General features: G+C 26.6%; 13 protein-coding genes and 3 tRNA genes. 12 read left to right on the plus strand and 4 right to left on the minus strand.

All coding sequences use genetic code 4. The annotated features are described in order from the left end of the window. The first annotated feature begins 1 nt into the window (after position 1). A complete protein-coding gene (locus tag FOY43_RS01270; protein ID WP_146308765.1) occupies positions 2–841 on the plus strand; it encodes an HAD family hydrolase in 840 nt (279 codons plus the stop codon). A 173-nt stretch (positions 842–1,014) separates the two neighbouring features. Here FOY43_RS01270 and FOY43_RS01275 read toward each other — a convergent pair whose 3' ends face one another. Further along, a complete protein-coding gene (locus FOY43_RS01275; protein WP_146308766.1) occupies positions 1,015–1,920 on the minus strand; it encodes a leucine-rich repeat protein in 906 nt (301 codons plus the stop codon). 307 nt (positions 1,921–2,227) lie between these two features. Then, complete coding sequence (locus tag FOY43_RS01280; RefSeq protein WP_146308767.1) at positions 2,228–2,989, minus strand: type I phosphomannose isomerase catalytic subunit; 762 nt, start codon at positions 2,987–2,989, stop codon at positions 2,228–2,230. 110 nt (positions 2,990–3,099) lie between these two features. Here FOY43_RS01280 and FOY43_RS01285 point away from each other — a divergent pair. The 5 genes from FOY43_RS01285 to FOY43_RS01305 all read left to right on the plus strand — a co-directional run bounded on the left by FOY43_RS01285 (position 3,100) and on the right by FOY43_RS01305 (position 6,179). Beyond that, positions 3,100–3,192, plus strand: a tRNA-Ser gene (locus FOY43_RS01285). A gap of 1 nt (position 3,193) precedes the next feature. Continuing rightward, positions 3,194–3,267 (plus strand) — tRNA-Thr (locus tag FOY43_RS01290). A 99-nt stretch (positions 3,268–3,366) separates the two neighbouring features. Next, on the plus strand, positions 3,367–3,582 hold the full coding sequence (locus FOY43_RS01295; RefSeq protein ID WP_146308768.1) for a hypothetical protein: 216 nt from the start codon (positions 3,367–3,369) through the stop codon (positions 3,580–3,582). Between the two features lie 246 nt (positions 3,583–3,828). Beyond that, entirely contained in the window at positions 3,829–5,016 is a 1,188-nt protein-coding gene (gene dcm_N / locus FOY43_RS01300; RefSeq protein ID WP_146308769.1) for a DNA (cytosine-5-)-methyltransferase N-terminal subunit, read from the plus strand. Next, the gene (locus FOY43_RS01305; protein ID WP_146308770.1) at positions 5,007–6,179 is read left to right on the plus strand and encodes an MAG4270 family putative restriction endonuclease; all 1,173 of its coding nucleotides are present in this window, start codon (positions 5,007–5,009) and stop codon (positions 6,177–6,179) included. Before dcm_N ends, FOY43_RS01305 begins: the two co-directional genes overlap by 10 nt. Positions 6,180–6,197: 18 nt before the next feature. Here the strand turns inward: FOY43_RS01305 and FOY43_RS01310 are convergent, their stop codons facing one another. Then, positions 6,198–8,303, minus strand: a complete 2,106-nt coding sequence (locus tag FOY43_RS01310; protein WP_419179392.1) for an ATP-dependent Clp protease ATP-binding subunit — start codon at positions 8,301–8,303, stop codon at positions 6,198–6,200. Positions 8,304–8,425: 122 nt separating this feature from the next. On the opposite strand from FOY43_RS01310, the gene plsY reads away from it, so the two are divergent. Next, positions 8,426–9,106 carry a glycerol-3-phosphate 1-O-acyltransferase PlsY gene (plsY, locus tag FOY43_RS01315; RefSeq protein ID WP_146308772.1) on the plus strand — a complete coding sequence of 227 codons (681 nt, stop codon included), beginning with the start codon at positions 8,426–8,428 and terminating at the stop codon, positions 9,104–9,106. Between the two features lie 49 nt (positions 9,107–9,155). Continuing rightward, the gene (locus FOY43_RS01320) at positions 9,156–9,824 is read left to right on the plus strand and encodes a YgjP-like metallopeptidase domain-containing protein (RefSeq protein WP_146308773.1); all 669 of its coding nucleotides are present in this window, start codon (positions 9,156–9,158) and stop codon (positions 9,822–9,824) included. Between the two features lie 56 nt (positions 9,825–9,880). Here the strand turns inward: FOY43_RS01320 and FOY43_RS01325 are convergent. Next, positions 9,881–9,965: transfer RNA gene (locus FOY43_RS01325), tRNA-Leu, on the minus strand. 391 nt (positions 9,966–10,356) lie between these two features. Here FOY43_RS01325 and infC point away from each other — a divergent pair. From infC to mnmA, 4 genes are all read left to right on the plus strand, one after another. Beyond that, complete coding sequence (infC, locus tag FOY43_RS01330) at positions 10,357–10,959, plus strand: translation initiation factor IF-3 (RefSeq protein WP_083815525.1); 603 nt, start codon at positions 10,357–10,359, stop codon at positions 10,957–10,959. Beyond that, positions 10,960–11,148 (plus strand): 50S ribosomal protein L35, encoded by a 189-nt coding sequence (gene rpmI, locus FOY43_RS01335; protein WP_146308774.1) that lies wholly within the window; start codon positions 10,960–10,962, stop codon positions 11,146–11,148. 62 nt (positions 11,149–11,210) lie between these two features. Continuing rightward, positions 11,211–11,564: a 50S ribosomal protein L20 gene (gene rplT, locus FOY43_RS01340; protein ID WP_006886301.1), complete on the plus strand. Its 354-nt coding sequence runs from the start codon at positions 11,211–11,213 to the stop codon at positions 11,562–11,564. 78 nt (positions 11,565–11,642) lie between these two features. After that, a complete protein-coding gene (mnmA, locus tag FOY43_RS01345) occupies positions 11,643–12,761 on the plus strand; it encodes a tRNA 2-thiouridine(34) synthase MnmA (protein WP_146308775.1) in 1,119 nt (372 codons plus the stop codon). Positions 12,762–12,775: the final 14 nt, after the last annotated feature.

Raw genomic sequence — 12,775 nt, forward strand, 5'->3', positions numbered from 1 at the left:
AATGAAAAGTAAATGAGCAATCTTTAGTGATGTTGATGGTACAATTTATGGTTTTCCAGACAAAACTTTACCTGAAGCAAACAGAAAAAAATTATTAGAAATTACCGAAAAAGGAGTTCCATTTATTCTTAATACCGGAAATGGGCCTTTTGAAAAAATTAAAAAATTAGCCTCATTAACCAAATCTAGATACATGATTTGTTCAAATGGAGCCGTTATTTATGATAACTTGAAAAATGAATTTGTTCATATTGAATACATGCCACTTGAAGAGGCTAAGAAAATATTCGATTTAGCTGATGAGCAAAATATTAAACTTTACTATTTTGGAACTGATCAATACTACTTAAAAAATCATGATCAAGCAATGTATAGATTTCTTAGCGATTTCCTTGAATATGAAGACTGAATTACCGATGGACGCTTAAATGAAGATATTCATAAAATCGAAGTTTATGGTACTGAAGAAGAAATTAAAAAAGCATATGAAACATTCAAAAAAGCAAATATTAACTTAAATATTATCTACCTTGGATCACACATGGAAATTACTAAGCAAGGTGTTTCAAAAGGATCAGCAATTAAATGAATGTGTGAAAATATCTTTGATACTACCTTAGATAATGTTATGGCTATTGGTGATAGTCAAAATGACCAACAAATGCTTGAAATTGTTGGATATTCTTATGCAATGGCTAACTCAGATGAACAAACTAAAAAAGTGGCTAAATATCACACTTCAGATGTAAGACAAGCTGGTTTAGCTGAAGCAATTGATGATTATTTATACAGAAGTGATTTTGAACTAAAAAGACAAATTTCACAGCAAACTAAGAAATAAAATAAAAAAATTAATATGTAGTTAAATTGCATATTAATTTTTTTATTTTTTAATTATTGTTAATTATCATTTTTCCTTATTAAACACAATTAGCGTTTTAAATATAATTTTCAATACAACCGTTAAAATGTTTAATCATAGATATTGACAGCAATATAAATGAATTTCCAATTCTATCCTCTTACAAAGTAGTTAAATACAGTAAATCATCCATAATTTCCAACTGAAAAAGTGTTGCCTCAAACAGTTATTTTCGTTAGATTTGAGCAACCTTTAAGTATACCTTCATCAATCTTGGTAAACCTATTTGAAATGGTAATTGAAGTTAGATTTGAGCAACCATTAAACGCTTTAACACCGATTGAAGTTACTTTATCTGGAATAATAAGCGATGTTAGACTTGAACAGTTATTAAATGCAAATTTATCAATTGAAGTTACCTTATTAGGGATAGTAATTGATGTTAAGTTAAAACAATTGCTAAAAACTTCTGATTCAATCTTAGTTAAATTATTAGGAATATTAATTGAGACTAAATTTGAACAATAACTGAATGCTGAATAACCAATCGAAGTTACACTATTTGGAATAGTTACAGATTTTAAACTCAAACAGCCATTGAAAGCTTGTTGTCCAATTGAAGTAACCTTATTTGGTAAAGTAATTGATTCTAAACTTGAACAACGATAAAATGTACCAGGTTCAATTGAAGTTACACTATTTGGAATAGTTATTGATTTTAAATTTTCGCAAGAAGAAAACGCAAATGAACCAATTGAAGTTACGCTATTAGGAATAGTAACACTTTTTAAATCTTTGCAATCTTCAAAAACTCTTGATTTTATAGATTTTATTTTTATTGTTTCTTCTTGATTGATATTAAAGTTTTTTATTCTTTTATCAACTCAAATCAAAACTTCACCACTTTTATCTAATTTATAGTACTCTTTCGGAGTATATATTTCATTCAATTCTTTGCTTTTAAGCTTATCATTGCAACTTACAGATAAAATTATTGCTGGTAAAGTTGTGATTGCTGTAGTTGAGATTAATATTATTGTTTTTATATATTTTTTCATAAAATTCGCCTTTCTTTTCACTTCCTTACTTTAATTTTAGTGTTGTATTTTTTATTTTTTGAATACAATCAAAAAAAAAAAAAAAAAGGAAACGTTTTCTATGAAATTGTATGCTATCTGTGTTTAACTTTATTAAAAATATAAATCATGACAATTTTATTGTTATGAAATCAAACAAGCAAATTAGTTTTACATCTATTAATTAATTCAGCATTATTTAATAAAATAGATAAATTATTTTTATTTTTGTTAATGATTATTGTTTTATAAAAAAAAAGTTGACATTTGAATGTCAACCTTGCATAATTTAATTTTTAATTCAACTAACAAAGAATATTGCTCGATTAGGTAGAACTTCACCAACACTTACTTCATAAGAAAAATAATTATCATTTTCATAAACTATTGCTCAACCGTTATCTTTAGTCACTTTAGAATTTGATATCAATTCACATTTATAAAATTCGTTTTGATAATAAAGATCTTCGTCGCTATTACTTCTAATTTCAGCATTATAATCAAGATCTTTAATGCATTTTAATGCTTTATCTACATGAATCTCGCGCATTTGATTATTTTTATCAACTCTTTTATAATCATAAAGACGATAAGTTGTATCGGAAGGTTGCTGAACTTCAATAACAGTAATATTCGATTTATTCATTGTACCCAAACCATGAACTAAACCAGCAGGAATGTTGTAAAAACGAGATTTTTGAACTTTTACGATATTCAAAATATCACCTAAATTGTTATTTTTCAATTTATTTTCAACAACTTCTTTATCATAATTTGTTAATCCTAAAACCATTTCACTATTAGAATTACAGTCTAGTACAAATCAAGTTTCAGTTTTACCATTATTTTGTTTTTCTATTTCTCTTGCTAATAAATCATCAGGATGGACTTGAACTGAGAGAGGTTCTTTAGCACAAATAATTTTAATCAATGGTGCGTTTTTTACTAGTGAGTTATCTGTAAACTTAGTTTCCATACCCTTTAAAGATGAAACTAATCATATCTCATAACCTCAAATTTTATTATGAATTATTGGAACTATTTTTTTCATAATTAAATTATATATATAATATTTTTATTAAACATTAAAATATTAATAAAACATTCATGCTTAATGCACTTGTTTAATCTTTTAATGTATAATAATTTATGTAAATAAAAGGTTAGTTACCCAAGTCCGGTTGAAGGGACCGCTCTCGAAAAGCGGCAGGGGTGGAGACATCCGCGAGGGTTCGAATCCCTCACTAACCGCCATGCCAGTTTAGCTTAGTGGTAAAGCACTTGACTCGTAATCAAGCGACACGAGTCCGATTCTCGTAACTGGCACCAGAAAACTCCTAATGTTTTGCGATAAATTATGTAACCAAAATAAATTTCAACTTCTTGATATTATGGTAAAATAAATTTATTAAAAAACGGTGGTATATTATGACAAAAGAATTACAACAAGATACACAAAAAAATACAAATAAAAATTCAAAAATTAAATTAATTATCACAATTGCAGTTATTGTAATTTTATTAGTATTTATTGCAGTTATGATTGCATACATCTCTGACTTCTTTATTTACAAAGATACAGCAAAAGATGGTCTTTTATGAACTGTTTCACAAAGAGAACATGGATTGTTTGGAATCTTTTAAGATCATAACAACCAGTTAAATTGGGCGTTTAAGGCTCAATTTTTTATTTTAAAATTTTTATAGTTATCAATGAATTTTATTTACTTTACTTATATCTTCTTTTCGTTATAATTAAGCATAAATAAACAGGAGGTTGATATGTCAAATACTATTTTACATAGATCTACTATTCAATCTCTTAATATATATATGTATATATATATTAAGAGATAAGTTAATTAATAATGATTTTTTTAAAGAGGTCTTATGAAAACAATAAGACTTTTTGAATTTTTCTCAGGAATAGGTTCGCAATACAAAGCACTAAAAAATGTTGCGCAGAATTCTGAACTAGAAGTTATCTCAAGTGGTTGTTGTGAATGATACATAGATGCAATAGTTTCCTACTTAATAATTCATTATGGCGAATTAAAGCCTGAAACCGAACTCACTAGAGAACAAATGAGTGATATTTTAAGTAAATATACCTTTAGTGCTGATTCAAAAACACCTGTTTCCAACAACTTCTTTATAAAAAATAAAAATCTATCAAAAATCTTTCCTTATTTGTATGCCTTTGTTAATAATGACTATTTTAATAAGGTTTATAAGACAAATAAAAAGTTAGAAAACTATACTGACATTACTAAAGTGGATAATCTTCAATCTGATATTGATATTATGACATATTCATTCCCATGTCAAGATTTAAGTCAACAAGGAAAACAAAAAGGTTTAGAAAAAGGCACTCGTTCGGGACTTCTTTATGAAATAGAAAGAATTTTAGTAAATTCAGAACATAAACCTAAAGTGTTAATCTTAGAAAATGTTAAAGCACTAACAACCAAGAAATTTATAAATAATTTTCTCGACTGAGTAAAAACCCTTGAAAATTTAGGATATTCTACTTCATTCCAAACATTGAACTCATCTGATTTTGGTTCATCTCAAAACAGAGAAAGAGTTTTTGCTGTTTCCATACTAAATAATCAAACAAACAAAAAATTTGATTTTAATAATTTACAAAGAAAAGATCCTAAAAAAGTTTCTAGCATAGTAAAAGAGAGTAATGAAGGAATTGATTGTAGTAGTTTAATAGAAAAATATAAATTTTCACCATTCAATGCAAGTATTAATGGTATTAATAAGGCAAGGTTAATAAATTACAGTAACTTTAATTCAGAAACATATGTTTACTTAACAAATGGCAAAGGTCCGACTTTAACAGCATCAGGAGCAAACAGCAGATTAAAATTCTATTTCCCAGAAAAAAATAAACTCAGATATATAAATGCTTGTGAAGCACTTCAGTATATGGGATTCGATAAAAAAGATTATTTAAAAATCAAAAAATCTGAAATGGTTACAGAAAACAAAATTATTTTTCTTTCTGGTAATTCTATTTCAGTTGAAGTATTAGAAGCTATTTTTAATGAGGTGGTAAAATGAAACTAAAATATTATAAACTCAATTTTCAAACCAAAAGCTATAGCAATAAATCTTCAAAGTCTGCAAAGGCAAAAGGAATTATATATTTTATAGTTGATACAGATAACTTATGAACAATTATAGATTCAAAAATAGACTTCCATGAAGTTTGATTTGATTCATATCAAACACCAGCACATTTATCAGTCTCAAAAAAATCAGATGCTGTCAAATTTAGAGATGAGTTCTGCAAGGAAAATAATTGAAAATTAGAAAAAAGATCAGATACAACTAAACATAATCTACATGAATTAAATCAATCACAGTTAAACAGTTTTAACAAAAAAATTAATAATTATTTAAAATCAAAAACATTAAAAGGATTAATTTCAATTCTTAAAGGAAATAATCCTAGTGGTTCAATTGGAAAACCGAAAAATTCAGAATTCATTGTTATTGATAAAAATGGAAATAAATATCACAACTTTCCTATTCTTTTCGACTGTATTTCATACATAACACACAATTCAAACAGAAAATGAGAAATTTTAAAATATAGTGATGATTTTTTTAATGATTTTAATGATGATACTCTAAACAAATCTCAGGAAATACAAAATTTTCATATAATGCTAGAACAAACAGACTTTGACGCATTAGCTAAAAACAATCAAAGAAAATCAATAAAAAAACAAATTGAAGAATTGACTAGTAAAATCTCAATTGAAACTGCCCTTAAAGAACACAGAAGTAAATATATTCAAGAAATCAAAAAACTTGATATTCAAGCATTTGATTGCAAAAATGAAACTGAAAAATGTCATATTTACAACGTTGAATGAGTGAAAGAAAAAATAATTAATGAATTAAAAAATAATAAATTTAAGAAAAATAAATCTTCCTATTCATCAAAAGAAATTCAATATAACTTTAAGAATAATTTAGAAATTATTTCTGATAAATACAATTATCTAAATCTAAGTCCTAATTTTCATAAACACTTTGATAGATATTTAATTAGTTATGATAGTGAAAATGGTCAATTAGTTAAATTAAGTGAAAATTTTAACCCATATTATGATGAATTAAAAACATTCAGCAACATAAATAAAGAATTTCTAAAACATTGTTCAAAATACTTAAAACAAAGTCTAGAAAAAATTGAAGAAATAAAAAATAGTCAATCTTAAATAGTTGACTATTCATTTTTATTTTAAATTTAGTTCATTATTTTTAACACTTAGAGTATACTCATATTCAACTTTTAATTTATTTTGAATAAGTTCCATACTAATAAATGTTTCAATATTTTTTTGTATAAATCTTTTAATTGGTCTAGCGCCAAATTCACTATCAAAACTATTTTTAACTACATATTCAAGCAACGAATTATCAAAAGAAATTTTTATTTTGTGGGTGTCTCAAATTCTTTTAATTAATTTATTAATTTCTAATTTTGCTATTTCTTTAGCATTTTCAACCGACAGGGGATTGAATTTTATAATTTCATCAAACCTATTTATAAATTCTGGTTTAAGATGTTTTAATAATAAATCTTTTAGTTCTTTTTCGCTTTTTATTTCATTATTTAATATTTCCAAACTTCCAATATTTGTAGTCATAATAATGATTAAGTTTCTACAATTAATTACCTTACCTTTTGAGTTTGTTATTTGTCCATTATCAAGCATTTGCAAGAAAATATTTAATACTTCTGGATGTGCTTTTTCAATTTCATCAACAAGTAAAATTGTGTAAGGATTTTTTCTAATTTCTTCAGAAAGATTTCCTGATTCTCCATATCCGACATAACCTGGTGGAGAACCAATAATTTTAGACACGCTATGTTTTTCCATAAATTCTGACATGTCTAGTCTAATCATGTTTTTTTCCGAATCGAATAGTTCGTAAGCTAATTGACGAGCTAATTCTGTTTTACCAACTCCAGTTGGACCAGCAAAAAGAAAGCTAGCTAGTGGACGATTTGGATCATTAATATTAGCTTTTGAACGAATTATCGTATTACTTAATTCTTTTACAGCATGTTCTTGTCCGATGATTCTTTTACTAAGATTGTCTTTAAGAGATAAAATTTTATCTATTTCTTCTTTAATTAACTTATTTACAGGTATTTTTGTTCATTTCGAAACAATTTGAGCTATTGTTTCTTTGGTTACTGTATCCTTGATTAATTCAAAATTAGCATTCTTAATTTCTTCAAGTTTATTTTCTTTTTCAGGTATTAAACCGTATTTTAATTTCGAAGCTTGTTCAAAATCACCGTCATTTAATGCTCTGTTTAATTTATGTTTAAGTTCTTCGATTTCTTGTTGAAGACTAATAACATCTTTAAGTTTATTTTTTTCAGATTCTCATTTTTTTCTTAATTCTTTAATTTTTATATCAGTTTCATTTAAGTTTTTAGCATTAATTTCAATGAGTTGATTATCTTTTTTTGTTGCTGAATTTAATGCTAATTTTTCCATTTCAAGTCTAATTTTTTCCTGATTTAGTTTCTCTAAATCTTCAGGAATAAAATTCATTTCAGTTTTAATTGTTGCAGCAGCTTCATCAACTAAATCTATAGCTTTATCTGGTAAAAATCTGTCTGAAATATATCTACTAGATAGTTCAGCTGCATAAACAAGCGAATTATCGTCAATTTTAACTTTATGGAATCTTTCAAGTCTTTCTTTAATTCCACGAAGAATTGTTATTGTATCTTGAATACTTGGTTCATTAACAATAACTTTTTGCATTCTTCTTTCTAATGCAGCGTCTTTTTCAATATATTTTTGATATTCATCATAAGTAGTTGCACCAATTAAATGAAGTGCACCACGTGCCATTAAAGGTTTGATAATATTAGCGGCATCCATACCTGAATCAGCACCAGTTTTACCAGTTCCAATTAACATATGAATTTCATCAATAAAAATAATTATTTCATCTTTTTTCTCTTCAATTTCTTTTAGTATACCTTTTAATCTCTCTTCAAATTGACCTTGATACATAGCACCAGCAATTAATGAAGCCAAATCAATTTCAATTACTCTGCAATTCAATAAATTTTCAGGAACTTGTTTATCTATAATTTTTTTAGCAAGTCCTTCAACTATAGCAGTTTTACCAACCCCTGGTTCCCCAATAAGAACAGGATTATTTTTAGTCTTACGACTTAAAATTCTAATCATTCTTCTTATTTCGTCATCACGACCAATGACCGGTTCTAATTTATTTTCCTTAGCAAGTTTTGTTAAATCTCTACCATATTTCTCTAAAGCAGGACGATTATCGTTTGGTGTGTAATTCATTTCCATATTAACCTCCTGATAATATTGTACCACAATTTTAGCAGTCGAACTAATTAATTGCTAATTTTTTATAATTCACATTTGCTTTACTAATATTATTTATAATAATATAAAATATAAACATGAAAATTTTTGTAATAATTTTAATTAATTTATTTATTTTTATAGTTGGATATTTAGTAGGAAGTTTAAACACTTCAATTATTTTAAGTCATAAAAGAAAATCACAAGACATTCGTGATTACAATTCAAAAAATGCCGGGGCTACTAATTCATTACGTACTTATGGCGGAAAATTCGCCCTAGCAGTTTTAATTCTTGATATATTAAAATCTTACCTAACAGTTATGATTTTTTCACTTTTTACTAGATTTATACCAGCAACAAGTACTTATTTAATCATACCTATGCTAGCTGGTGTTGGGGTTGTAATTGGACACATATACCCTATTTTCTATAATTTCAAAGGTGGAAAAGGAGCTGCTTGTTCTCTTGGTGTTTTAATTGCAATAAATCCATTAAATTTATTTATTTCAGCTTTTATATTCTTTAGTGTTATTTTTATCACAAGATATGTTTCACTCGCAAGTATGCTAACAGCATTTTTAATGATTTTTGTATGTTTTTGTCCATGAATGTCTCAAGGAATTCTTGCAATATTTAAAAATAATGCTGGATATTTCTATATCGAAGGAATTTGTTTTACTGTTTGTGCTATATTATTGATTTTTGCACACAGAAGCAACATCTCAAGACTGATTAAAGGTACCGAAAGAAAACAAAAACTTTCAAAGAGTAAATAGCAAATTGCTATTTTTATTTTAAATTAATTAATTGAAGTAAAATTGAACTATGCATTACCAAGGATTAGATAAGTTAGAAAACATCGTTGAATTTAACGAAAATAATAAACCAAACTTCTGCTACTCTTGAACACAAGATGAAAATAAATTAATTATCAATTACAACAAAAATAATGATAAGGATGATAAATTTATTAAAAAAATTCAACGTAGAATTTCAAAATTCCATAAAATAAATTTTTATAAAAAAAATTCAGACAATTATTTTGTTATTTTTGGTAAAAAAATTTTTTACAAATATATACCTGAACTAAAACTTATTTCTTTATTAAATGAATTTAATGAAATTATTATTTGCAAAAATCCTAAACAAATTTCTAAATCTATTGATAAATATCTTGCAACTAAATTAATGAAATTATTAAAGCAAACAATTACTAATTTCAATGATCCAAAATTAAATGAATATAATTTAATCGTAAAAAACAATATTAAAAGTTTTTATGGAAAAATAAATTACTCGAAGAAAAGTTTTATTTTTAATTTAATATTAATTCACCATTCAATTCAAGAAATTAAATCAGTTATTTTTCACGAAATTGCTCATTTTTATACCAAAGGTCATAATCACGACAAAGTTTTTTATGAAAAATTAATAGAAATTTGTCCAGAATACAAAAAATATAATGATAATTTAAATAATAATAAATTTATTTAACTAATATTTGACTCACTGCTCAGCAAAAAAAAAAAAAAAAAACGCTGTTGCGTTTCTGGTGCCCGAGACAGGATTTGAACCTGCATGGATTTCTCCACTAGATCCTTAGTCTAGCGTGTCTGCCAATTTCACCACTCGGGCGTGCTTTATTATTTTACATTATTTATAAATATTTTTTAAAAAAAATACCAAATAAATCCAAAAATTTTGTGTGTAAATTTATTTGGCGGATATTAGATTAAATCAAAAAACCACTAGAGTTATCTTAACTAAATTCAGTATAATTAATTACACAAAATAAAACAACTAATTTATATGGACTTTAGTAAAAAATATTTCGTAAAAATAAAGTTTATAAAACATAATAAAAATGGTAAAATAAATAAGCAATATTTAATTGCAGAAAGTAGAATCACTTCTCACCTGATGGCCAATAGCTTTGGGTTTTGCTACAATTAAATGATCATCGTATGATGACCTTTTTTAGTAGAGCAGAAGTGGGAAACCACATTTTTATTTTAAGGAGTACATTATAAAAGCAGGAAATAGAAAACCTAGTGCAGAGCACTATGTAAATCAAGCAATCCCTTTCAAACAAGTTTTTCTTATAGGACCTGATGGCGAAAAAATTGGTGTTAAATACACAAATGAAGCTATCGAGATGGCAAAAAGTCAAAAACTTGATTTGGTTTTAATTCAAGTTGAACCAAAACCAATTGCCAGAATGTTGGATTATGGAAAATTCAAATACGACCGTAAGAAAAAACAAAAAGAAATTAAGGAAAAACAAACTAACATACAAAATCGTGAAGTTCGTCTTACACCTATGATTGGTGAAAATGACTTACTTACAAAAAGTCGTAAAGCACGTGAATTCTTACTTAAAGGTGACAGAATTAAAGTTTCACTTAAGTTAAGGGGTCGTGAAATTGGACGTCAAGATTTAGGTTTAGCTACATTGGATAAGTTTTTCAAAACTCTTGAAGATATAGCTGAAATAACAAAAGAAGCCGTGTTAGTAAATGATCGTTTTCTTGATATGAATCTCCAACCAAATAAACAAAAAATAGCTAAATACATGAAGAAGTTAGAAGACGAAAAGAAAAATGACGTCTCAACTAAAGAAGGAGAATAAATGCCAAAGATGAAAACTAAAAGTGCGTTAAAAAAACGTATTAAAATCACTGGAACTGGTAAAGTTTTAAGAGAACAAGCTTTCCGTTCACATTTAGCACAAAACAAAACAACTAAACAAAAACGTCATGCCCGTAAATCAAAATTAATGTCTAGATCAGATATCAAAAGATTTAAAGCATTATTTTAGTTAAAAACTAAAAAAACACTAAAAATAACATTTAAAACAAAGATTGAAAGGAAATAGATATTATGGCAAGAGTAAAAGGCGGAACAGTTACAAGAGCAAGACGTAAAAAATGATTAAAACTAGCAAAAGGATACTTTGGACACAAATCAATAGGATACAAAGTAGCTAAACAAGCGGTTGTTAAGTCATGAACATATGCGTTTAGAGACCGTAAACAAGTTAAAAGAGATTTCCGTAAATTATGAATCGCTCGTATTAATGCAGCTACTAGAGCTGAAGGAATGAGTTACTCGAGATTCATTAACGGATTAAAGAAAGCTAACATTACAATTAACAGAAAAATGCTTTCTGAATTGGCTATTAATGAACCTAATACATTTAAAGCATTAGTTAAAATCGTTGAAGATCAAAAATAATAACAACCATCGGTTGTTTTTATTTAACTTGTTAAATAAAAAGTTTATAATTTATAAGATTTAAAATAGGGGTAAAAAATGAAGAAAAAAAGGGTAGTTATTGGTTTAAGTGGAGGAGTAGATTCTTCTGTTGCAGCTTACTTACTTAAACAGTGAGGATATGAAGTTGTCGGACTATTTATGCGAAATTGAGATAGTATGTTAAACAACGATATTTTAGGTAATGAAGACATCAATCAAAACATTTGTCCACAAGAACAAGATTACTTAGATGCTATTGAAGTTGCTAAAAAACTAGATATTGAATTACACCGCGTTGACTTTATTAAGGAATATTGAGATAATGTTTTTCAAAATTTTATTGAGGAATATAAAAAAGGTAGAACCCCTAACCCAGATATTTTGTGTAATAAGTACATAAAATTTAATGCTTTTGCTAACCATGCATTCAATAATCTTAATGCAGACTTTATTGCCATGGGACATTACGCAAAAGTAGAGAATGGGCACTTATACAGAGCTAAAGATGTAAATAAAGATCAAACCTATTTTTTATCCCAACTAACTCATGAACAATTAAACAAAGTAATTATGCCATTAGCAGAATTAAATAAAGAAGAAGTTAGAGAAATTGCTAAAAATGTAGACTTAATTACAGCAAATAAAAAAGATTCAACAGGAATATGTTTTATTGGTGAAAGAAATTTTGTCAAGTTTTTACAAAATTATATTCCTGCTCAACCAGGTGATACTATTGATATTATCACTGGTAAAAAAGTAGGAACTCATGATGGTTGCTATTATTATACTATCGGTCAGAGAAAAGGACTTAACCTTGGTGGAATGAAGGAACCTTATTATGTTTGTGGACACAACGTTCACAAAAACATTTTATATGTTGCACCAGCTTCACATGAAGAGTTCTTAAACTCAAATAATTTAATAGCATCAAACTTAAACTTAAATAATACTGATTTTAATTATGAAAATCTTAGTGCTAAATTCAGGTACAGACAAAATGATATTAAAGTCAGAATTAAAATGCTTGAAAATAATTGTGTAAGAGTTTACTATGATGAAGGTTCTCAAGCAGTCACACCAGGTCAACAAGTCGTTTTATACGACGGGGATAAATGCATTGGTGGCGGAATTATTGAAGAGATTTTCTATAATGATAAAAAATTAGATTATATTTAATTAAAGGATACGAT

This window comes from Mycoplasma anserisalpingitidis, assembly GCF_007858495.1.
Classification (GTDB): Bacteria; Bacillota_I; Bacilli_A; order Mycoplasmatales; family Metamycoplasmataceae; genus Mycoplasmopsis; species Mycoplasmopsis anserisalpingitidis_A.